The organism is Bacillus sp. 2CMS4F (assembly GCF_023161785.1).
GTDB lineage: Bacteria > Bacillota > Bacilli > Bacillales > Bacillaceae > Bacillus > Bacillus halotolerans.
The window spans coordinates 18,343-39,859 of the sequence record NZ_JALNTO010000008.1 but is presented as its reverse complement, the minus strand read 5'-3'; the positions used below and the strand labels follow the sequence as shown (position 1 = coordinate 39,859).

Below are 21,517 nucleotides of genomic sequence, written 5' to 3'. Positions count from 1 at the left end.
GCTGAAAAAAGGGGTAGGTCAAATGAGCGAGAATCTGCTGATGCAGGAAGCTCTTCAATGGAAAATGCATTTTTTGCGAAAGGATTCCATGTTTGAACGCTTCTCAAAGCGTGTGCAAACAAAGGTGAATGAACGAATACCTGAAAAAATTCATGCAGCAGTAACTGAAAGCGTGAAAAAAATGGTGGAAGCAACGATGGCAGGATCTAATATCACCACTTATAAGAAGGATACAAGCACGCTTTCACTCAGTGAAAAAAACGAGCTTGCGAAAAAAACGATTGCTTCTTATCAGAAAGTGGCGGCTGCCGAAGGAGTCGGCACCGGGGCGGGCGGCATCTTTTTAGGTATTGCCGATTTCCCGCTGCTGCTTTCCATTAAGATGAAATGTTTATTCACTTTGTCCTCGATATACGGCTTTGATGTGAAGAATGCAGAAGAAAGGATGTTTTTGCTTCTTGTATTTCAGCTTGCTTTTTCAAGTGATGACTGCCGCAAATCGCTTTTTTCTGTCATTGAAAACTGGGAGACGGAGAAAAAGGATATTGACTGGAGAGTGTTTCAGCAGGAATATCGCGATTATATAGATGTCGTCAAGCTTTTTCAGCTTTTACCAGGGGTAGGGGCCGCAGTCGGCGGAATTGCCAATTATAAACTGCTTGCTCAGCTTGGAGATACAGCAAGACATGTTTTTCATCTGAGAATATTAAAGGAAACAGCCGGAGAGTAAAACTCCGGCTGTTTTTTTATGATAAATGGTAAGTGATTGCAGCACCCGCAAGCACTTTGGCAGCAGTCAGCATCGCTTTTTCATTGATATCAAATTTCGGATGGTGGTGGGAAAAGATACGCTCAGGCTGTTCAGGAGCGGCGCCGGTAAAGAAAAAGGTTCCTTTGACATGCTGTAAGTAATAAGAAAAATCTTCGCCGCCCATTTGCGGTTCACCTTGAAGAACCTGTTGAACGCCGTCTGTGGTTTTTGCGACGTTTACCAGATGGTCGGTCTCCGCAGGGTGATTGACTACCGCCGGGTAGCCGCGTTCATAGTTGTAGTCATAGGAAGCGCCGTGCATGCTGCACACACTTTTTACAACAGCTTCGATTTCTTTTTCCAGAATGTCGCGGACATTTTCATTAAACGAACGAGCTGTGCCAATGAGAGTTGCATGGTCTGCAATCACATTAAACGGGTTATCAGCCATGAAAGAGCCTGTCGATATGACAGCGGAGTGAATCGGATTGACTTTGCGGCTGACAATATGCTGCAGCGAGGAAACGATTTGCGAGCCGATCAGGACGGCGTCTTTTGTATCATGGGGGTGAGCGCCATGGCCGCCCTTTCCGTGAATGCTGATTGTAAATCTGTCAGCTGCGGCCATTACGGCGCCGGAGCGGCAGAGAATGGTACCGATCGGCTCAGTCGCCCAAAGATGGGTGCCGAATATGACGTCTGCGTTTTCAAGACAGCCGTCCTCAATCATCGGTTTTGCGCCCCCTGGCGCGTACTCCTCAGCGTGCTGGTGGATCATAATAAATGTCCCTTTCAGATCATGCCTGTTCTGATAAAGCACCTTTCCGACGGCAAGCAGAGCTGCTGTATGGCCGTCATGGCCGCATGCATGCATGACACCGGGCACTTTGGAGGCGTAAGGAACATCTTTTTCATCCTGGATGGGAAGGGCGTCAAAATCGGCCCGCAATGCGACAGCAGGACCGGGTTCGCTGCCTTCAATATAAGCCAGAACCCCATTGCCGCCGACTTTGGTGCGGATCGGGACTCCTAACGATTCGTAATAGGAAGCAATAAAAGCGGCAGTTTTTTCTTCATGATTGGAAAGTTCAGGGTACATATGGAAATGGCGCCTGATTTCCACCATTTCATCGAAACAGCTGTCGAGCTGTTTGTTTATCTCTTTTTGCAGCGTCTTTATGGACATAGCCGCTTCCCCCTTTTCTAAGCTTTTCCATGATTGTATAGAAAAAGTCTGAATATTTCAACTGGTCGGGTTTCAAAGCATGATCATCGCTGCAATGGTTGTCACCGAAAGCCCGATCACAACGGGGAGGAAGTTCTTTCTGGCAAGCTCAAATGGATCGACCTTGCAAATGGCTGCGGCGGGAATGAGCGCCCATGGAATAAGCGTACCGCCGCCCACCCAGATGGCTGATATTTGCCCGAGTGCTGTCAGGACGGCTGGGTCAGCATGGAGAGCGGATGAAAAGAGCTTGGCGATGGAGCCGGCGAGGGAAATGCCTGAAAAACCTGAACCGTCGAGTCCGGTTACGGCTCCAGCGGCAGTCAAGGCTGCGGCGGCAAGCTCCTTAGACATAGGCATCGCGTGAGATAAGGCGATGCCGAGATCATTGACAATGCCGTGTGAATGTTTAGGGAGTTCAGTACCCAAGATGCTCTCATAGCCGGAATCACCAAGATAAAAGAAAGCGGCAATTGGAATGACGGGACCGAAAACCTTAAAGCCGAATTGAAACCCCTCGATAAAATATCCAGTGATTTTTTCAAGCCCTTTCTGTTTATACACAAGGAAATGAACGATCAGCAGGATGCAAATGGCCGATCCGCCAATTAACGCGGTTGCATCATTTCCTTGAAGGTTGAATATGACCATGCACGCGATATCGGCGCCAAATACAAGAGGAATCAAAAGAGCCAGCAATGACCGAAGACGTTTCGGCAAATACATTGAAGTGTCATGTTCTTCTGACATCATCGGGGAAAAAGAAGCGGGCCGCAATTGTTTTTTGCGTTCACGCTGAATCATAAAGAAAGCGGCAGTTGTTGTGGTCACGCCCATAATCAGAACGAGCGGAATGCTTGCTGAGATGACATCACCGACAGGGATGCCTGCTGCATCAGCTGTCAGTTTTGGCGCTGCCTGAATGACAAAGTCTCCTGAAAGGGCAAAGCCGTGCCCGAATAAATTCATTGCCATGGCGGCAGCGATAGGCGGCAGGCCGGCACGGGAGGCTGCCGGAAGCAGAACGGCGCCGATTAAAGCGACACCCGGCGAAGGCCAGAAGAATAGAGAAATGGCAAACATCAGTCCGCCAATCAGCCAGTATGCAATTACAGGACCTTTAACAAGACGGACAAAGGGAGAAATCATCGCTTCATTTATCCCTGTTTTCGTTAACACATCACTCATAGACACGATAAAACAGATGATGAAAATCGTAGGAAGCAGCTCAGATGCCGCATAGATGAAGCTGTGGAATAAACTGCTGACCGAAGCTGAAAGCGAATGGCTGGCCCATAACGAAATGATGAAAATCCCAAATAACGAAATAAAGGTTGTATCTTTTCGCAGCAGCATAAAAAGAATGATCGCTCCAATAAAAAACACATAAAGAACATGAACAGACATAATCCCGATTTCCATCATTGATCACTCCTTCCGCTTCCTACAGATTATTCATAGGCGGGCGGAAGGTGCCGGGACAGATAGCATCTGACCTCAGATATTACTTCAGATAGACATGAATATGTTTTAGCTGCTCGATCAACTCGTGCTTCAATACTTTTTTAGCCTGCTGCTGATGCTGCGGGTAGCTTTCGGGTGAAAAAATAACGGCACCGGCAGCAAGCCAGTTTTTTCGGTAGGCGATTATGCTTTCCGAAGGCTCTACATATGAACCGTCCTCACGCGTCATTTCAAAATCGTCGTATCCGAATTGGAAGCCGCAGCACGAGCAGATTTCATAGGAGTGATTCCCTTGATCATCATATGGCGATTCTGTCAGCCCTTTAAACCCGCAGACTGGGCAAATATACTTCATCTTGCTTCCCTCCCTTTCGTCAAAAAAAGCTGCCGGACATTCCGGCAGCTATTCGACAGCAACATATGTGGTGACATACGAAGGCCGGGAGAAAATGGACGTTGTGTCAACTCCGGCAGACGTGCCGCGTTTTTTGTGGGCTTCTTTGTATGAGCCTGACTGCTGCCAGTCTTGGAAGGCTCTTTCTGTTTCCCACAAGGTGAGAATGACGTACGTGTCGCTGTCAAGCGGACGCAGGACACGAATGGCTTCAAAACCGGGCTCGTTTTCGACTTTTCCCGCTCTGTTTTTAAATCTGTTTTCAAACAGCGGCCGTCCTTCCTGTGTGACGGCTATATTGTTCAATACTGCGAAACCGGGATGCTTCATGTCCCCGACTTGGTCAATGACTTCATAAGAATGGGGGGCCTGAAAAACCGTTTCTCCATTTGTTTCGTGAATTAAAATCGCATTTTCCTGTCCCTGCATCAAAAGCATATTTTCCGAGGAATGTTTTTGCACGATGTTTTTCAAAAAATCGGCTGTCCCATATGTAATATAAACCTTCATATCAGCCACCTCCTGCTTGCTAGTATATCAAAACAATGGTATAAGTTTCTATTGGCGACTGCTTCAAACATAAATCCAAACAATTTTTCCCATACTACCTTTAGAAAGGCGAGGTGAGTTCATGTTTAAGATAAAGAAAAAGAAACTTTTCATTCCCATCATTATTTTAGTGTTAACTGCTTTTCTCGCTTTAATAGGATATATTTCAATCATTTTTCTCGGTCATTATGTCATAGATGAAAAGAAGCTTATCCTTCACGCATCTTCAAAAATTGTTGACCAAAACGGGGATGAGGTCGCAAGTCTGTATACAGAAAATCGTGAACCGGTCTCTATCAATGAAATTCCGAAAGAGGTCAGAGAAGCGTTTATCTCAGTGGAAGATAAGAGATTTTATGAACACCACGGTATCGATGTGAAATCTGTCGGAAGAGCGGTGTACCGCGATATATTAGCAGGAGGAAAAGTAGAAGGTGCGAGCACGATCACACAGCAGCTTGCCAAAAATATTTTTCTGACACATGACAAAACGTTTTTAAGAAAAACGAAAGAAGTGATCATAGCGATCAACCTTGAACGGGATTACAGCAAGGACAAGCTGCTGGAAATGTATCTGAACCAGCTATACTTCGGACACGGGGTTTATGGAATTCAAGCTGCATCCCATTATTATTTTAATAAGGAAGTTAAAGATTTAACCGTGTCAGAAGGCGCGGTCTTGGCTGCTATTCCGAAGGCGCCTTCTACGTATTCTCCTGTTTTGCATCCTGATAAAAGCAAGGAGCGGCGTGATACGATTCTCGGCATGATGAATGACCAAGGCTATATCAGTGCGAAAGAGGCTGTCAGCGCGCAGGGGAGGACGCTCGGGCTGAACGTGAAAAAACAGTCGGAAACACCTTGGTTTGACAGCTATATTGACCTTGTGATCCAAGAAGCGGAGGACAAGTATTCCATTTCCGGAGAGCAGCTGCTTCAAGGCGGGTACACGATTAAGGTGCCGCTTGATTCAAAACTGCAAAAAACGGCATATCAAGTCATGAAGGAAGGCAGCTATTATCCCGGAACAGATCAAGATGCTGAAGGAAGCGCAGTCTTTATCAACAATAAAACAGGCGGTGTGGAAGCAGCGATCGGCGGAAGAGATTACACGGCAAAAGGATATAATCGTGTGACAGCTGTGCGCCAGCCGGGGTCAACGTTTAAGCCGCTGGCCGTATACGGACCGGCGATGCAGGAAAAGAAATTTAAGCCGTACTCTCTGTTAAAGGATGAATTACAATCCTATGGAGATTACACACCGAAAAACTATGACGGCCGTTATGAAGGGGAAGTCACGATGTCTGATGCCATCACTTACAGCAAAAACGCGCCGGCAGTGTGGACGCTGAATGAAATCGGTGTGGAAACGGGGAAATCTTATTTGAAGGCAAACGGCATTGATATACCGGATGAAGGGCTTGCTCTGGCTCTCGGCGGTTTGGAAAAAGGCGTATCACCCCTCCAGCTTGCCGGCGCTTTTCATACGTTTGCCGCGAATGGAACATACACCGAGCCGTACTTTATTTCAAACATAACAGATGAAGACGGGGAAACAATAGCTGATCATAAAGAAGAAGGAAAACGAGTATTCAGCAAACAGACGTCTTGGAACATGACGAGAATGCTTCAGCAGGTGGTTAAGAAGGGAACAGCAACGTCCGGCGCCTATCACGGCGATCTTGCCGGGAAAACCGGTTCTACTTCATATAGAGGCGTTTCCGGCGCAACAAAGGATGCCTGGTTTGCAGGCTATACGCCGAACATAACGGGAGCTGTCTGGATGGGCTATGACAAAACAGATCAAAACCATTACTTAAAAGGCGGAAGCGCATATCCGACCAGAATGTTTAAGGATATTTTGACACAGGCTGGCGAAACGGGTTCTGCGTTTGCGAAGCCTAAAAAAGTAAAAGAACTTGAAAGCCCAATTGAGCTTGAGCCTGTCAAAACGCTGACGGCTGACTATACATTTAGGGCAGCGGGGCTGTTTACGATTGAATTAAAATGGGATGCGCAAGAGGATGATCGGGCAGTGTACAGAATTTATGTAAATAAGGACGGCAAGGAAACGCTTCTTGATTCTGTTGAAGGAAAGGGAAGCTATGAGATCCCATATGCCAATTTGTTTTCGGGCGCTTCCTATAAAGTGGTGCCTTATAATACACAGACAAAAAAAGAAGGAGAAGGAACCGATTACGTTCAGCCGAAACTGTTTTCCTCTTAATGGAATTCGGCGATTTTTTGAACTTTGAGCCGCATTTCTATACCATTTGCCCAAAACGAGGTATAGTGTAATGGTCAAGGAACACGAACGTATGGTTGCAGTATGAAAGGTGGAAATCAGATGAGGAAACGAGAAACGTTTAACGAGACGTTTTTAAAAGCTGCGCGGGGAGAAAAAGCGGATCACACGCCTGTTTGGTACATGAGACAAGCCGGGCGCTCACAGCCGGAGTACCGTAAGCTGAAGGAAAAATACGGATTGTTCGAAATTACACATCAGCCCGAATTGTGTGCGTACGTCACAAGACTTCCGGTCGAGCAATACGGAGTCGATGCTGCAATCCTTTACAAAGATATTATGACGCCGCTTCCGTCGATCGGTGTGGATGTTGAAATTAAAAATGGAATCGGGCCGGTGATTGATCAGCCGATTCGTTCACTGCAGGACATTGAAACGCTCGGCAAGCTTGAGCCGGAACAGGACGTGCCGTACGTGCTCGAAACGATCAAACTGCTTGTCAATGAACAGCTTGACGTCCCGCTAATCGGTTTCTCTGGTGCGCCTTTTACGCTTGCCAGCTATATGATCGAAGGCGGGCCTTCGAAAAACTACAATAAAACAAAAGCCTTTATGTACAGCATGCCGGATGCCTGGAACCTGCTGATGACAAAGCTTGCCGACATGATTATCGTGTACGCGAAAGCGCAAATTAAGGCGGGCGCAAAAGCCATTCAAATCTTTGATTCATGGGTTGGCGCGCTGAATCAAGCGGATTACAGAACGTACATCAAACCGGTAATGAATCGGATTTTTTCTGAGCTGGCATCGGAAAATGTGCCGCTTATCATGTTTGGTGTAGGTGCCAGCCATTTAGCAACGGATTGGCATGACCTTCCTCTCGATGTTGTGGGGCTCGATTGGAGACTCGGCATTGATGACGCCAGATCAAAAGGCATCACCAAAACGGTGCAAGGCAACCTGGACCCGTCTATTTTGCTTGCTCCGTGGGAAGTGATCGAGAAGAGAACAAAAGAGATTCTTGATCAAGGCTTAAAATCGGACAGCTTCATTTTTAACCTCGGACATGGCGTATTTCCTGATGTCAGTCCGGAAGTGCTGAAAAAGCTGACTGCATTTGTACATGAATATTCTCAATCAAAGAAAATAGGCCAATACTCCTGAGCATATTTTTTGGTATCAGGATAAAAGCCTGTCAAAATTGTTTTGTGATAGATCATCTAAAGAGGGTGTAAACAGTGGGTAAAAAGAAAATGGGGCTTCTCATTATGGCGTACGGCACGCCTTACAAAGAAGAAGATATAGAGCGTTATTATACACATATCAGAAGAGGCAGAAAGCCTGATCCTGAAATGCTTCAGGATCTGAAAGACAGATATGAAGCAATCGGGGGCATTTCGCCGCTTGCCAAAATCACAGAAGAACAGGCTTATAAGCTTGAACAGCACTTAAACGAGATTCAGGATGAGATTACGTTTAAAGCGTATATCGGGCTGAAGCATATCGAGCCGTTTATTGAAGACGCTGTGGCAGAGATGCATAAGGACGGCATTACAGAGGCGGTCAGCCTTGTATTGGCACCGCACTTCTCCACATTCAGCGTGCAGTCATACAACAAACGTGCGAAAGAAGAGGCTGAAAAACTCGGCGGCTTAACAATTACGTCTGTCGAAAGCTGGTACGATGAACCGAAGTTTGTGAAATATTGGGTTGACCAAGTGAAGGACACGTATGCGTCAATGCCGAAGGAAGAAAGAGAAAACGCGATGCTCATCGTTTCCGCGCACAGCCTTCCGGAAAAAATTAAAGAGTACGGAGATCCGTACCCGGATCAGCTTCATGAATCCGCGAAGCTGATCGCTGAAGGCGCAGGCGTATCTGAATACGCTGTCGGCTGGCAAAGTGAAGGCAACACGCCTGATCCGTGGCTCGGACCTGACGTGCAAGATCTGACACGTGATTTATTTGAACAAAAAGGCTATCAAGCATTTGTATATGTGCCTGTCGGATTTGTCGCGGACCATCTAGAAGTGCTTTATGACAATGACTATGAATGCAAAGTGGTGACTGACGATATCGGCGCCAGCTATTACCGGCCGGACATGCCAAACGCTAAGCCGGCATTTATTGATGCTTTAGCAACAGTCGTTTTGAAAAAATTAGGACGTTAAAGAAGGCGATGAACATGAGTGACGGCAAAAAACATGTAGTCATCATCGGCGGCGGCATTACCGGTTTAGCCGCCGCCTTCTACATGGAAAAAGAAATCAGAGACAAGGATTTGCCGCTTGAGCTGACGCTTATTGAGGCAAGTCCGAGAGTAGGCGGAAAAATCCAGACAGTCAAGAAGGACGGCTATATCATCGAAAGAGGGCCTGATTCATTCCTGGAACGGAAAAAAAGCGCTCCGCAGCTTGTCAAAGACTTAGGTCTTGACCATCTGCTTGTGAACAATGCGACCGGACAATCTTACGTGCTTGTCAACCGCACTTTGCATCCGATGCCGAAGGGGGCTGTAATGGGAATACCGACAAAAATTGCGCCGTTCGTGTCAACGGGGCTGTTTTCTCTGTCAGGGAAGGCGCGAGCTGCAATGGATTTCATCCTGCCCGCAAGTAAATCAAAAGAGGATCAGTCACTGGGAGAATTTTTCCGCAGACGTGTCGGGGATGAAGTTGTCGAGAATTTAATCGAGCCGCTTTTATCAGGCATCTATGCAGGTGATATCGACAAACTCAGCCTGATGTCAACATTCCCGCAATTCTATCAGACGGAACAAAAGCACAGAAGCCTGATCCTGGGGATGAAAAAAACAAGACCTCAAGGCTCCGGCCAGCAGCTGACAGCCAAAAAACAAGGGCAGTTTCAGACGCTGACAACAGGCCTGCAGACGCTTGTCGAAGAGATTGAAAATCAACTAAAGCTGACAAAGGTATACAAAGGCACAAAGGTTACCAAGATTAGCCGAGAGGGCACGGGCTACTCGCTTGATCTTGATAACGGCGTATCACTTGATGCCGAATCAGTGATTGTAACAGCACCGCATAAAGCTGCCGCGGGAATGCTTTCAGATTTGCCGGCTGTTGCAAATCTGAAAAACATGCATTCCACATCTGTGGCGAATGTCGCCTTGGGTTTCCCGGAAGGCGCCGTCCAAATGGAACATGAGGGCACGGGCTTTGTCATCTCAAGAAACAGTGATTTCGCGATCACAGCTTGTACGTGGACGAACAAAAAATGGCCGCACGCAGCGCCGGAAGGCAAAACACTGCTTCGGGCATATGTCGGAAAAGCCGGAGACGAATCCATCGTCGACCTCTCAGATAACGACATTATCAACATTGTGCTGGAAGACCTAAAGAAAGTAATGAAAATCAACGGTGAGCCGGAAATGACATGTGTTACGCGCTGGCATGAAAGCATGCCTCAGTACCATGTCGGCCATAAACGCCGTATCAATGAGCTCCGTGAAGCGCTGGCTTCCTCATATCCTGGTGTGTACATGACTGGCGCATCCTTCGAGGGTGTTGGAATCCCGGACTGTATCGATCAAGGAAAAGCAGCTGTGTCAGACGCGCTGAAATATTTATTCGACTAAAACCTCCGTACCCGGTACGGAGGTTTTTTGTGTCTAGATGATGGCAATATTGTGTAAAAAATGTTTGAATTGTTCAGCATGGTATGATACATTTGCATATGTACTTATTGACTAAAATGTTCAAATGGTCAGTTTTGAGGTGATATACAATGTCAATAGATCGAAAAAAGCTCATTTTGGAGGCTGCCACAAAGTCTTTCACACAGTTTGGCTATAAAGCGACGACTATGGATTTGGTGGCGAAGCTTGCGAACGTGGGAAAAGGAACCATCTATACGTTTTTCAAAAATAAAGAAGAGCTGTTTGACGATATTTTCTCTACGTTATTAAAAGAAATGAAGCAAAAAGCCGATGAAGCGATGGAGCCTGATCTCCCGTTCCATGAAAATGTTCACAGGGCGCTGTTTGCCATTCTTGAATTCAGGAAAACACATCAGCTGACGATTAAAATTTTTCAAGAAAATGCTGAGATTGGTACAATGGCAGTTCAGGACGTGATTCAGAAAATGGAGCGTTCCATTCTTTCTTATATTAAAAATAAGATAGAAGAGGGTGTCGCAAACGGAGATATCAAGCCATGTGATCCTGAGCTGACGGCTTTTGTCATGTTGAAGCTTTATATCGCGCTCATTTTTGATTGGGAAAAACAGCATCCCCCGCTTGATAAAGAAACGATTGCGGAACTGCTTGAGTTGTATGTTGTCAAAGGATTGTCAGCCAACTAGATAATCCTTTCTCTTTACAAGAAAATGACCATTTTTCATGATGAGTCAGTTTTAGAATGGAGGCATCAGGATGAACACAATACGAAGTCAATGGAAAGACATCGTAACGAGTAAAAAATTATTGATTCCCATCATCGCCATTTTGTTTGTCCCGCTTATTTACAGCGGTGTTTTCTTAAAGGCCTATTGGGACCCGTACGGCACAGTTGACCAGCTGCCTGTCGTTGTCGTCAACCAGGACAAAGGAACGACATATGAGGGAGAAAAGCTTCAAATCGGTGATGATCTGGTAAAAGAATTAAAGGATAATAAAAGCTTTGACTGGCATTTTTCCAATGATCTCGACCAATCGTTAAAGGACTTATTAAATCAAAAATACTATTTAGTAGTCGAGATTCCAGAAGACTTTTCTAAAAACGCCAGCACTGTAATGGACAAAAATCCGAAAAAACTGGATTTGAAATACCATACGAATGCCGGTTCAAACTATGTAGGAGCAACGATCGGCGAAAAAGCGATTGATAAACTGAAAGCTTCTGTTTCTAAAGAAGTGACCGAGCAATATACGAAAGTGATTTTTGATAACTTTAAAGATATTGCCAAAGGTCTCAGCGACGCGAGCAGCGGCGCGAAAAAAATTGATGACGGCACAAAGGATGCGAAAAACGGAAGCGCCCAGCTGAAAGAAAATCTGGCGAAGCTGAAGGAAAGCACCGCTACCATCAGTGACAAAACAGCGCAGCTTGCAGATGGAGCGGCTCAGGTGACGAGCGGCATCCAATCGCTTGACAGCTCGCTCGGTAAATTCCAGGACAGCAGCAACCAGATTTATGATAAATCTGGTCAGCTTGCAGCAGGATCAGGCAAGATAACGGGCAAGCTAAATGAACTGAATGCCGGCCTTCAAAAGGTACAGCAGGGCTTGCCTAATCTGACAAACGGGCTGGATCAGCTCAACAGTAAAGCGCAAGAAGAGTCGGAAAAAGCAGCAAAAGCGGAAAAACTCATAAATGCGCTCGATTTAACACAGCTTGAAACAGCTGTGAACAACCTGGAAAAGTCAGAAACTGCGATGAAGGAATTTAAAAAACAGCTGTCTGACTTTGAAACCAGCTTAAAAAACCGTGATCAGGCATTCAAAAATCTCATCAACTCGAGTGATTTCTTAACAGCGGAGCAAAAAAAACAGTTGATCAATTCTGTTGAAAAGCAGCTTCCGAAAGTTGATGCGCCTGATTTTGATGAAATTTTAAGTGGGCTTCCTGCAGCTGATCAGCTGCCTGACATCGCAACGATAAAAAGCTCATTGGAAGATGTGAAAGCGGAGGTTGCCCAGGTGAAGGCATTGCCGGAAGCTACCTCTAAGCTTTATAACGGCGCAAAAGCCACTCAAGACGCGATTGACAAATTAACTGCTGGATCTGAGAAAATATACAATGCGTCACAGCAGGTGACAGATGGCCAAACTAAACTGACAGCCGGCATCGGTGAATATAATAAGCAGTTCGCAAAAGCAAAAGCGGGCTCAGAGCAATTGGTGACAGGAAGCAGCCAAGTATCCGGCGGATTGTTTAAGCTGTTAGACGGGTCTAAACAGGTCCAAAGCGGATCATCAAAACTCGCTGAGGGATCTGAATCGCTTGATACAGGCTTAGGCAAGCTGTTGGACGGCACAGGACAGCTGTCTAATAAGCTGAATGATGCGGCTGATCAAACAGGAGATATCAGTGCTGATGATGAAACATACGGTATGTTTGCGGATCCGGTCAAAACTAATGACGACGCGATTCATTCCGTCCCTAACTACGGAACAGGGCTGACGCCTTATATCTTATCAATGGGCTTATATGTCGGCGGCATTATGCTGACGGTCGTATTCCCGCTGAAAGAAGCATCAGGCCGTCCGAGAAACGGATTTGAGTGGTTCTTCAGTAAATTTAATGTCATGATGCTGGTGGGAATCATTCAATCGCTTATTGTGGCGACAGTTCTTCTTCTGGGAATCGGGCTTGAGGTGGAAAGCACATGGAGATTTTACGTGTTTACGATCATTACGAGTCTCGCTTTCCTTGCAATGATTCAATTTTTGGCCACGACGATGGGCAATCCGGGCCGGTTTATTGCAGTCATTATTTTAGTGCTGCAGCTCGGGGCCAGCGGAGGAACCTTCCCATTAGAATTGCTTCCTAATTTCTATCAGGTGATCCATGGCGCGCTGCCGATGACCTACAGCATAAACGGGTTCAGAGCGGTGATTTCAAACGGAGATTTCGGCTACATGTGGCAGATGGCCGGTGTCTTAATCGGCATTGCTCTGGTCATGATCGCGCTGAGCATTACCTACTTTACGATCTTAAGCCGGAAGGAAGACACTTCAGAAGAACAGCCGGCTTCCTAATGAAAAAGACCTTGTTTCTCAGGAAACAAGGTCTTTTTTGATTTAACATCCCCATTTGATCAGAAGTCCGGTATACGTTAATCCTCCGCCGAAGCCGAAAAGCATCAGGGTTTGGTCTTTTTTCAGCTTCCCGGCTTTCACTGCCAGATCAAGGGCCAAAACAATAGAGACTGAAGATGTATTTCCGTAGTATTCAACACTGGTGAGTGTTTGTTCAATCGGAAACGGTGTTTTTTCACAAATCGATTCGATCATGCGCAAGTTGGCGCTGTGGGGAACAAACCAATCAAGATCATCGCGGCTGAGCCCTGCTTTGTGTAACAGACGTTCAAATTCCCGGGGAATAGTTCTTGCGGCCCACTTATACACTTCGCGTCCGTTTTGGACCATTTTCCCGGAATCCGCAAGCGGCATGCCGTTGAGTTCGCTCCGCAGTCCTGCCCGGTACAAAATATCTGCGCCTTTTCCATATGTTCCTTGGACGGAGGCGAGGAATCCCGGCGCCTCTTCAGTTCGTTCAACCAATAGTGCGCCCGCAGCATCGCCGAACAGAACGCATGTCGTTCGATCTGTATAATCAGTCACTTTTGACAATGTTTCTCCGGCGATGACGAGAATTTTTTGATGAAGCCCGGATGTAATCAATCCGTTTGCCAAATGGAGACCGTATGTCAGTCCCGCGCATGTCGCATTGATATCTAACGCGCCGGTGTTCTCCCAGCCGAAATATTCCTGCACCCGGCAAGCCGTACTCGGAAAGGCATAATCTGCTGTTGTTGTGGCGACGAGAATCATATCCACATCTTCAAGTGTTCCTTCGTAACGGCTCTCGAGATCTTTGACTGCTTCAATGCATAAGTCTGAAGTGAACTGCTGCTCATCGGCAATCCGCCGTTCTCTCATTCCTGTGCGCTGAACAATCCATTCATCAGATGTATCTACGATTTTTTCCAGGTCAGCATTGGTTAAACGCCGGCTCGGCGCATAGGTGCCGATTGCTGTAATGTTTGCTTTTGACATAATAACACAACTCCTTTTATTATCAGATTATAACACTAGATATTAGTATCTGGTACTAAAAAGAGGATTTTTGATAAAAAAAGAGAAACTGTCAGTAGAAAACCAGAAAAGGAGGAAAAAAATGGTCAGTCAAGGAGCGATAGCCTCTATGATTATTTCCGGGGTTATTGCGTTTTTATTGCCGATTGGACTGATGATATGGTTTAGGCGAAAGTATCATGCTCCGATTAAGGTGTTTTTTATTGGCGCTCTTACGTTTTTTGTCTTTGCTCAGCTGTTGGAGGGCGGCGTTCATGTTTATGTGCTGCAAATGAATGAAACGACGAAAGAAGTGATGAAGCATCCAGTCTGGTATGCCATTTACGGATGCTTGATGGCCGGGATTTTTGAGGAGTGCGGAAGGTATATCATGATGCGTTTCTTTATGAAGCGCCGTCTTTCTTGGGCGGACGGTCTGGCCTTCGGAGCGGGCCACGGCGGTCTGGAGGCTATATTAATAACCGGCTTGTCCAGCATTACGCTTATCGTGTACGCTTTTGCGATCAATAGCGGCACTTTTGAACAGCTTTTGATTAATCAAGATGTGAAGCAGGCACTTATGCCGATTCAGGCGCAGCTGCTGAATACACCTTCGTATGAATGGCTGCTCGGCGGAATTGAAAGAATCAGCGCCATCTCTGTTCAAATCGGTCTGTCACTATTTGTGCTGTATGCGGTTAAAAGCCGCCGGCCGCTGTTTTTGCTGTATTCGATTCTCTTACACGGGCTGTTTAATGTACCGGCGGTTTTATACCAAAAAGGAGTGATAGAACATGCGGCGGCTGTTGAACTCATCGTTGCTGGGATAGCCGCGGCATCAGTGGTTTGGATTGTAAAGGCAAAAAGGCTGTTTCAATAAAAAATCCAAGCAGCAGTAACAGCCCGCTTGGAAAAATGAAATATTCGTTTAGGCATGGGTATCAGAATATTTCTGATTCAGTCCTTAGCAATGACAGCAAGAGTGGCAGCGTTTTTTGCAAGAGCAATGTCTTTTCTTTTTCTTCTTTTTCTCGCAAGGGTCATGGCATTCTTTCTCTTTCTTGCAATGGTCGTGGAAATCCTTATCGAACCACTCGTCAAAGAACCAAAAATCATCAAACCAAAAATTACAATGATGTTTCCGTTCATGTGAATGACGACAGCACATAGATATCCCTCCTCTTCCCATGCTCTCTACAGCATATGCTAGATTGATAGGAAAAGATTGGACGAGTTCAGCGGGAAAAGAGTATATTTTAAATAGAAAATAAAAGGAGGAATGTCCTATGACATCCGTTCGTAAAACAATGGAGCTGATTAAAGAACTCGTTTCTATCCCAAGTCCGACAGGGAATACATATGAGGTGATCAAATACGTTGAAAACCTTTTAAAAGAATGGAAGGTCGAAACGGTTCTGAACCATAAGGGTGGTTTGATTGCCACGCTTCCGGGCCGTGATACATCCCGTCACCGAATGCTGACGGCGCACGTTGACACCTTGGGCGCGATGGTGAAAGAAATTAAAGCAGACGGCCGGCTGAAAATCGATTTGATCGGCGGTTTCCGCTATAACTCGATCGAAGGGGAGTATTGCCAAATTGAAACGGCTTCAGGGAAAACGTATACGGGCACCATTTTAATGCATCAAACGTCTGTGCACGTGTACAAAGACGCGGGAAAAGCGGAGCGCAATCAAGAGAATATGGAAATCCGCCTGGATGAGCCTGTGCACTGCCGTAAGGATACGGAAGAGCTTGGCATTGGCGTCGGAGATTTTGTTTCGTTTGATCCCCGTGTTGAGATCACATCCAGCGGATTCATTAAATCACGCCATTTAGATGACAAAGCAAGTGTGGCTTTGTTGCTTCGCTTAATCCATCAAATTCAAACAGAAGAAATTGAACTGCCGTATACGACTCATTTTCTGATTTCTAATAATGAAGAAATCGGATACGGCGGGAACTCTAATATTCCTGCTGAAACTGTTGAATACTTGGCGGTGGATATGGGGGCTATCGGCGACGGCCAGGCGACAGACGAATATTCGGTTTCGATTTGTGTGAAGGATTCGAGCGGTCCGTATCATTATCAGCTGAGAAAGCATTTGGTCGATTTAGCTGAAAAGCACCATATTGACTATAAGCTCGATATTTACCCGTATTACGGGTCGGACGCCTCAGCAGCGATCAGATCCGGGCATGATATTGTGCACGGCCTGATCGGGCCGGGAATTGACGCTTCGCACGCTTTTGAACGCACGCATAAGTCTTCTCTTCGCCATACAGCGAAGCTCCTGTATTATTATGTGCAATCACCGATGGTATAAGAGGGAGAAAATAAATGAAAATCTATGAACTGAAAAGCACTTTTGGCTGGGAAGGCGATGAAGGTCTTGGAGAACAGCTGATCCAGCAAATCCTTGCTGGAGAAAAAACGGCCACCTGCGCGCCGAAATCGTTATATTCAAAAGATGAACTGAGTGAAGTATATCAAACAGCGGGACAGCTTGTAACCGTTTATGATAAACATGATCATCCGAGATGCAATATAAAAGTGACAGATGTGTTTGAAACGACCTTTGGAGCGCCTGATATGAGGTTAGTCAAAGGAGAGGGCAACGGAGACCGAATTGATGAATTTCAAGAGGACCATCGGAGAGCATGGGCCGAGCTGATCAAAAATGGCGAAATGGAACTGAATGAAGACACTGTTTTGATTACAGAGCTGTTTGAGCTTGTTCAAGATTAAAAAAAGCCTGCGGGGCGTTGAGAACCCAGCAGGCTTTTTGATTAACCGGAAATGGTTGCGTTTTGATCTGCTTTAGATTGGGTCATGACAGCTTCTGCTTTTGCAGGATTAAACATGCCTTCCCATTTAGACATGACAACGGCAGCAAGTGCGTTACCAGTCAGGTTTACAACTGTACGTGCCATGTCCATAATGCGGTCTACACCGGCAATGAAGGCAAGTCCTTCTGCCGGAACACCAATCGTGCCCAGTGTTGCAAGCAAGACGACAAAAGAAGTTCCCGGAACGGCAGCCATTCCTTTAGATGTAACCATCAAAACTAATACAAGCGTAATTTGGTGCCAAATTGTTAAATCAATGCCGTATACTTGTGCAAGAAACAGCGCTGCAATAGATTGATAGAGAACGGAGCCGTCTAAGTTAAACGTATATCCAATCGGGATAACGAAAGACACAATACCTTTCGGACAGCCGATTTTCTCCATTTTTTCCATGATGCGCGGAAGAACGGTTTCAGAGCTGGACGTACTGAACGCCAATAAAATTTCGTCCTTCATGTAAGCCAGGAATTTGAAGATGCTGATACCGGCAATTTTTGCGACAATCCCAAAAATGACGATTAAGAAGAAAGCAAGTGCGACATATACCAATCCGACAAGCTTTCCGAGAGATAGAAGAGAACCGAGTCCGAATTTAGAGACAGTAACTCCGATTAGAGCAAAAACCCCGAATGGCGCTACTTTCATCACAAGGTTTACCACATGGAACATCGAATGGGAAACGCCTTCAAAAAAGGCTAATACTGGCTTGCCTCTTTCACCGATCGCGGAAATTCCCAATGCAAATAGTACGGTAAAGAAGATGATGGCAAGAAGATCCCCTTCGACCAAGGATTGGAAGAAGTTTGTCGGCACAATGTGCAGGAATGTCTCTGCCACTGATTTATTGCTTTGTTCTTTTTCTGTTTCAACATATTGACTGATGTCTGTTTTTTGAGCTTCGTGTATATTAACTCCTGTACCCGGGTGGAAGATGTTTGCAAGGGCTAGTCCGAGAATGATGGCAAAGGTCGTAATAATCTCAAAGTACAGAATTGTTCTGAAGCCTAATTTACCAACTTGCTTTCCATTTCCGGCTCCGGCTACACCGATGATTAAACTGGAGACAACAATAGGAATCACTATCATTTTGATTAAGCGTAAAAAGAGATCCCCGATTGGCTGCAGATAAGTAGGCAGTGCTGGGTTGCCGTACCAAATAACGCCAGCAATAACACCTAGAATAAGTCCAACGAATATTTGCGTGGCTAATCCAAACCTAATTCTTTTCATAGATTACCTCCCAAAAAACAAAGTATCAACATATATCATGAATAGACATATATTTAATCTCACTATTAGATCAAATTATAATAGATAAGAAATAGGTTCGTCTATAGTAAATTATATTTTGAAAATATAGAATATTCAAAAACAGAGAATGAATCACCAGAATTATCTAAAAACAGGTGAGCTTTGACCCAACCTGACTATTATTTCAATATAAAGAGAAGTTAGAAGAATGAAGAAAATCTCACACTGTATGCGTGAGATTTTCGCCCCTTTACATATCGCTTACTTTTATACAGTCGTTGCAAATATTACCATAACACTCATGCTGCTCATCAATCTTTTTTCCGCATTCCGCGCACTTTTTCGAAGGCAGGTTTCTAAAAAATTCAGTAATTTTCCCTAGCATAACCAATCCCTCTTTCCCCTTTGTAATGCCTTCATTGTAATATAACAGAAATTAAAATTCAACATCTGTTTTGATACAATGTTTAAAACATGCTTTTTTTTAGAAAAATGGGTATATTGAAGGAGGATCAATTTTCTTTGAAAAGAAGGAGGACATTATGAAAGTTACAGTTATCGGATGCTACGGCGGTTTTCCGGCCGCAAATGAAGCGACGTCGGGTTACTTGTTTCAATCGGGGGATTTTTCATTGTTAGTGGACTGCGGAAGTGCCGTGTTATCTAAGCTGTTTGGATATGTCCCGGCGGAAAAGCTGGACGCGGTGATTCTGTCTCATTATCACCATGACCATATTGCCGACATCGGGCCGCTGCAATTTGCGAAGCAAGTCGGATCATTCCTCGGCAAAGGAGAGCACTCGCTTCCGATTTACGGACATGATGCTGATATAGAACAGTTTCAAAAGCTTACATATAAAACGCATACGAAAGGGATTGCCTATCAGCCTGATCAGCAGCTGACTGTCGGTCCGTTTACGATCACCTTTTTAAAGACGGTTCACCCGGTGACTTGTTATGCGATGCGGATTACTGACGGCAGCCATACTGTTGTGTATACTGCTGATTCCAGCTATCAGGATTCATTTATTCCGTTTTCGGAAAACGCTGATTTATTGATCTCAGAATGTAATTTTTATGCTGATCAAGACGGGACAAGCGCAGGCCATATGAACAGCTTGGAAGCAGGGCGAATTGCAGAAGAAGCGGGAGCGGGCGGGCTGCTGCTGACCCATCTGCCTCATTTCGGCGTGCATGACAATCTTCGCAAAGAAGCCAAGACCGTTTTTAACGGAAAAGTGAACATTGCGAAATCTGGTTTTGTGTGGGAAGGATAAAGGAGGAGCACCATGTTATTTATTGACAATCAAAATATCAATGATCCGCGGATCAATCTTGCTATCGAGGAGTATTGCCTTAAATATTTAGACCCTGAACAGCCGTATTTGCTTTTTTACGTGAATCAGCCGTCTATCATCATCGGAAAAAACCAAAATACAATAGAAGAAATCAATACAAAGTATGTAGAGGAAAACGGAATTATCGTCGTCCGCCGTTTGTCTGGCGGCGGGGCTGTGTATCATGATTTAGGGAATTTAAATTTCAGCTTTATTACGAAGGATGACGGTGACAGCTTTCATAACTTCAAAAAATTCACTGAGCCGGTGATTCAAGCGCTACATCAGCTCGGAGTTGAAGCGGAATTAAGCGGCCGGAATGATATTGTGGTAAATGGCCGCAAAATATCAGGGAACGCCCAATTTGCCACAAGAGGCCGCATCTTCAGCCATGGCACCCTCATGTTTGATTCAGCCATTGATCATGTTGTGTCCGCTTTAAAAGTCAAAAAGGATAAAATTGAATCAAAGGGCATCAAATCAATCAGAAGCCGTGTGGCAAACATCAGTGAGTTTCTTGATGATAAAATGACGACCGAAGATTTCCGCAGTCATTTGCTCAAACATATTTTCAATACAAATCACATTCAAGATGTGCCGGAGTATAAACTGACTGAAAAAGATTGGGAAGTCATTCGCAAAATCTCGGAAGAACGCTATCAAAATTGGGACTGGAACTATGGCCGCTCACCTAAATTTAACCTGAACCATTCAAAGCGTTATCCGATCGGGTCTATTGATTTGCGTTTGGAAGTAAAAAAAGGGAAAATTGAAGACTGCAAAATTTTCGGCGATTTCTTCGGTGTGGGCGATGTATCGGAAATCGAAAACCTGCTGATTGGAAAGCAATATGAGCGCAGTGTGATCGCTGATGCGCTGGCAGATGTGAATCTGAAGCATTATTTTGGGAACATTACGAAAGAAGATTTTCTTGATCTGATTTATTAATGTGAAACACATTGTTTGAAAGGAAATTTGCGTTTTGAAATAATGGAGGCAGGAGGGATTCACATGAAAGTGTTTTTAATCGGAGCGAACGGACAAATCGGACAAAGACTTGTTTCTTTATTCAAAGAGAATGCTGATCATTCCGTCAGAGCGATGGTCAGAAAAGAAGAACAGAAAGCATCTTTGGAAGCGGCCGGCGCGGAAGCTGTGCTAGCAAATCTAGAAGGAAGCCCGGAAGAAATCGCAGCTGCGGCAAAAGGCTGTGACGCGATTATTTTTACAGCGGGCTCCGGGGGCAGCACAGGCTATGATAAAACGCTGCTGGTGGATCTTGACGGAGCGGCAAAAGCAATAGAGGCTGCGGAAATCGCGGGGATCAAACGTTTTATTATGGTCAGCGCCCTGCAGGCCCACCGCCGTGAAAATTGGAATGAGGCACTTAAACCTTATTACGTGGCCAAGCATTATGCTGATAAAATTCTGGAATCCAGCGGCTTAGCCTATACGATTATACGTCCGGGAGGCCTTCGCAATGAACCGGGAACAGGAACGGTTTCCGCAGCCCCAGATCTAGAGCGGGGTGATATATCACGTGATGACGTTGCGGCAGCAGCCATTGCCTCTTTAGATGAAATCAACACGGAAAATCGGGCTTTTGATCTCACTGCAGGAGATACACCGATTGCCGAAGCTTTGAAGAATCTATAACACTACTGACACTCGGGGCTTTTTGCTCTTGAGTGT

The 21,517-nt window shown here is 45.4% G+C and carries 21 protein-coding genes; 14 read left to right on the top strand and 7 right to left on the bottom strand.

The features are described 5' to 3' along the window. The first annotated feature begins 22 nt into the window (after positions 1-22). Positions 23-730 (top strand): EcsC family protein, encoded by a 708-nt coding sequence (locus MTN95_RS12715; RefSeq protein WP_024120784.1) that lies wholly within the window; start codon positions 23-25, stop codon positions 728-730. A gap of 16 nt (positions 731-746) precedes the next feature. Here the strand turns inward: MTN95_RS12715 and MTN95_RS12710 are convergent, their stop codons facing one another. The 4 genes from MTN95_RS12710 to hmoB all read right to left on the bottom strand — a co-directional run bounded on the left by MTN95_RS12710 (position 747) and on the right by hmoB (position 4,344). Further along, complete coding sequence (locus MTN95_RS12710; protein WP_248338417.1) at positions 747-1,937, bottom strand: M20 family metallopeptidase; 1,191 nt, start codon at positions 1,935-1,937, stop codon at positions 747-749. 72 nt (positions 1,938-2,009) lie between these two features. Next, complete coding sequence (locus MTN95_RS12705) at positions 2,010-3,401, bottom strand: hypothetical protein (protein WP_216394564.1); 1,392 nt, start codon at positions 3,399-3,401, stop codon at positions 2,010-2,012. 79 nt (positions 3,402-3,480) lie between these two features. Next, on the bottom strand, positions 3,481-3,795 hold the full coding sequence (locus tag MTN95_RS12700; protein ID WP_248338415.1) for a hypothetical protein: 315 nt from the start codon (positions 3,793-3,795) through the stop codon (positions 3,481-3,483). 48 nt (positions 3,796-3,843) lie between these two features. Then, positions 3,844-4,344 (bottom strand): heme-degrading oxygenase HmoB, encoded by a 501-nt coding sequence (gene hmoB, locus MTN95_RS12695; RefSeq protein ID WP_044156545.1) that lies wholly within the window; start codon positions 4,342-4,344, stop codon positions 3,844-3,846. Between the two features lie 121 nt (positions 4,345-4,465). On the opposite strand from hmoB, the gene MTN95_RS12690 reads away from it, so the two are divergent. From MTN95_RS12690 to MTN95_RS12665, 6 genes are all read left to right on the top strand, one after another. Further along, a complete protein-coding gene (locus MTN95_RS12690) occupies positions 4,466-6,610 on the top strand; it encodes a transglycosylase domain-containing protein (protein WP_248338404.1) in 2,145 nt (714 codons plus the stop codon). A gap of 120 nt (positions 6,611-6,730) precedes the next feature. After that, positions 6,731-7,792 carry a uroporphyrinogen decarboxylase gene (hemE, locus tag MTN95_RS12685; protein ID WP_248338402.1) on the top strand — a complete coding sequence of 354 codons (1,062 nt, stop codon included), beginning with the start codon at positions 6,731-6,733 and terminating at the stop codon, positions 7,790-7,792. A gap of 74 nt (positions 7,793-7,866) precedes the next feature. After that, positions 7,867-8,799 (top strand): ferrochelatase, encoded by a 933-nt coding sequence (gene hemH / locus MTN95_RS12680; RefSeq protein WP_248338400.1) that lies wholly within the window; start codon positions 7,867-7,869, stop codon positions 8,797-8,799. 14 nt (positions 8,800-8,813) lie between these two features. Beyond that, on the top strand, positions 8,814-10,226 hold the full coding sequence (gene hemY / locus MTN95_RS12675; protein WP_101863793.1) for a protoporphyrinogen oxidase: 1,413 nt from the start codon (positions 8,814-8,816) through the stop codon (positions 10,224-10,226). A gap of 149 nt (positions 10,227-10,375) precedes the next feature. Next, on the top strand, positions 10,376-10,951 hold the full coding sequence (locus MTN95_RS12670) for a TetR/AcrR family transcriptional regulator (RefSeq protein WP_248338398.1): 576 nt from the start codon (positions 10,376-10,378) through the stop codon (positions 10,949-10,951). A gap of 70 nt (positions 10,952-11,021) precedes the next feature. Beyond that, a complete protein-coding gene (locus tag MTN95_RS12665) occupies positions 11,022-13,349 on the top strand; it encodes a YhgE/Pip domain-containing protein (RefSeq protein ID WP_105990528.1) in 2,328 nt (775 codons plus the stop codon). Positions 13,350-13,391: 42 nt separating this feature from the next. On the opposite strand, the gene fabHB is transcribed toward MTN95_RS12665, so the two are convergent. Beyond that, positions 13,392-14,369: a ketoacyl-ACP synthase III gene (gene fabHB, locus MTN95_RS12660; protein WP_248338396.1), complete on the bottom strand. Its 978-nt coding sequence runs from the start codon at positions 14,367-14,369 to the stop codon at positions 13,392-13,394. 121 nt (positions 14,370-14,490) lie between these two features. Here fabHB and MTN95_RS12655 point away from each other — a divergent pair, with 121 nt between their 5' ends. The 4 genes from MTN95_RS12655 (at position 14,491) to MTN95_RS12640 (ending at position 17,136) form a co-directional block, all read left to right on the top strand. After that, complete coding sequence (locus MTN95_RS12655; RefSeq protein WP_095713702.1) at positions 14,491-15,267, top strand: YhfC family intramembrane metalloprotease; 777 nt, start codon at positions 14,491-14,493, stop codon at positions 15,265-15,267. 90 nt (positions 15,268-15,357) lie between these two features. Then, the gene (locus MTN95_RS12650; protein WP_081638270.1) at positions 15,358-15,540 is read left to right on the top strand and encodes a hypothetical protein; all 183 of its coding nucleotides are present in this window, start codon (positions 15,358-15,360) and stop codon (positions 15,538-15,540) included. A gap of 133 nt (positions 15,541-15,673) precedes the next feature. Continuing rightward, positions 15,674-16,714 carry a M42 family metallopeptidase gene (locus tag MTN95_RS12645; RefSeq protein WP_248338394.1) on the top strand — a complete coding sequence of 347 codons (1,041 nt, stop codon included), beginning with the start codon at positions 15,674-15,676 and terminating at the stop codon, positions 16,712-16,714. Between the two features lie 14 nt (positions 16,715-16,728). Then, a complete protein-coding gene (locus MTN95_RS12640) occupies positions 16,729-17,136 on the top strand; it encodes an ASCH domain-containing protein (protein WP_105955325.1) in 408 nt (135 codons plus the stop codon). A gap of 41 nt (positions 17,137-17,177) precedes the next feature. On the opposite strand, the gene gltT is transcribed toward MTN95_RS12640, so the two are convergent. Continuing rightward, positions 17,178-18,467 (bottom strand): glutamate/proton symporter GltT, encoded by a 1,290-nt coding sequence (gene gltT, locus MTN95_RS12635; protein WP_105955326.1) that lies wholly within the window; start codon positions 18,465-18,467, stop codon positions 17,178-17,180. 271 nt (positions 18,468-18,738) lie between these two features. Then, positions 18,739-18,873: a protein YhfH gene (yhfH, locus tag MTN95_RS12630; protein WP_024120799.1), complete on the bottom strand. Its 135-nt coding sequence runs from the start codon at positions 18,871-18,873 to the stop codon at positions 18,739-18,741. 157 nt (positions 18,874-19,030) lie between these two features. On the opposite strand from yhfH, the gene MTN95_RS12625 reads away from it, so the two are divergent. The 3 genes from MTN95_RS12625 (at position 19,031) to MTN95_RS12615 (ending at position 21,481) form a co-directional block, all read left to right on the top strand. Then, the gene (locus MTN95_RS12625; RefSeq protein ID WP_105955327.1) at positions 19,031-19,765 is read left to right on the top strand and encodes an MBL fold metallo-hydrolase; all 735 of its coding nucleotides are present in this window, start codon (positions 19,031-19,033) and stop codon (positions 19,763-19,765) included. 12 nt (positions 19,766-19,777) lie between these two features. Continuing rightward, the gene (gene lplA, locus MTN95_RS12620; RefSeq protein WP_248338392.1) at positions 19,778-20,773 is read left to right on the top strand and encodes a lipoate--protein ligase; all 996 of its coding nucleotides are present in this window, start codon (positions 19,778-19,780) and stop codon (positions 20,771-20,773) included. A 63-nt stretch (positions 20,774-20,836) separates the two neighbouring features. Continuing rightward, on the top strand, positions 20,837-21,481 hold the full coding sequence (locus MTN95_RS12615; protein WP_105990533.1) for an SDR family oxidoreductase: 645 nt from the start codon (positions 20,837-20,839) through the stop codon (positions 21,479-21,481). Positions 21,482-21,517 lie beyond the last annotated feature (36 nt).

Coding starts and splice junctions, on each gene's coding strand:
- MTN95_RS12715 (WP_024120784.1), top strand. CDS start 23: ATGAGCGAGAATCTGCTGATGCAGGAAGCTCTTCAATGGAAAATGCAT.
- MTN95_RS12710 (WP_248338417.1), bottom strand. CDS start 1,937: ATGTCCATAAAGACGCTGCAAAAAGAGATAAACAAACAGCTCGACAGC.
- MTN95_RS12705 (WP_216394564.1), bottom strand. CDS start 3,401: ATGATGGAAATCGGGATTATGTCTGTTCATGTTCTTTATGTGTTTTTT.
- MTN95_RS12700 (WP_248338415.1), bottom strand. CDS start 3,795: ATGAAGTATATTTGCCCAGTCTGCGGGTTTAAAGGGCTGACAGAATCG.
- hmoB (WP_044156545.1), bottom strand. CDS start 4,344: ATGAAGGTTTATATTACATATGGGACAGCCGATTTTTTGAAAAACATC.
- MTN95_RS12690 (WP_248338404.1), top strand. CDS start 4,466: ATGTTTAAGATAAAGAAAAAGAAACTTTTCATTCCCATCATTATTTTA.
- hemE (WP_248338402.1), top strand. CDS start 6,731: ATGAGGAAACGAGAAACGTTTAACGAGACGTTTTTAAAAGCTGCGCGG.
- hemY (WP_101863793.1), top strand. CDS start 8,814: ATGAGTGACGGCAAAAAACATGTAGTCATCATCGGCGGCGGCATTACC.
- MTN95_RS12670 (WP_248338398.1), top strand. CDS start 10,376: ATGTCAATAGATCGAAAAAAGCTCATTTTGGAGGCTGCCACAAAGTCT.
- MTN95_RS12665 (WP_105990528.1), top strand. CDS start 11,022: ATGAACACAATACGAAGTCAATGGAAAGACATCGTAACGAGTAAAAAA.
- fabHB (WP_248338396.1), bottom strand. CDS start 14,369: ATGTCAAAAGCAAACATTACAGCAATCGGCACCTATGCGCCGAGCCGG.
- MTN95_RS12655 (WP_095713702.1), top strand. CDS start 14,491: ATGGTCAGTCAAGGAGCGATAGCCTCTATGATTATTTCCGGGGTTATT.
- MTN95_RS12650 (WP_081638270.1), top strand. CDS start 15,358: ATGACAGCAAGAGTGGCAGCGTTTTTTGCAAGAGCAATGTCTTTTCTT.
- MTN95_RS12645 (WP_248338394.1), top strand. CDS start 15,674: ATGACATCCGTTCGTAAAACAATGGAGCTGATTAAAGAACTCGTTTCT.
- MTN95_RS12640 (WP_105955325.1), top strand. CDS start 16,729: ATGAAAATCTATGAACTGAAAAGCACTTTTGGCTGGGAAGGCGATGAA.
- gltT (WP_105955326.1), bottom strand. CDS start 18,467: ATGAAAAGAATTAGGTTTGGATTAGCCACGCAAATATTCGTTGGACTT.
- yhfH (WP_024120799.1), bottom strand. CDS start 18,873: ATGCTAGGGAAAATTACTGAATTTTTTAGAAACCTGCCTTCGAAAAAG.
- MTN95_RS12625 (WP_105955327.1), top strand. CDS start 19,031: ATGAAAGTTACAGTTATCGGATGCTACGGCGGTTTTCCGGCCGCAAAT.
- lplA (WP_248338392.1), top strand. CDS start 19,778: ATGTTATTTATTGACAATCAAAATATCAATGATCCGCGGATCAATCTT.
- MTN95_RS12615 (WP_105990533.1), top strand. CDS start 20,837: ATGAAAGTGTTTTTAATCGGAGCGAACGGACAAATCGGACAAAGACTT.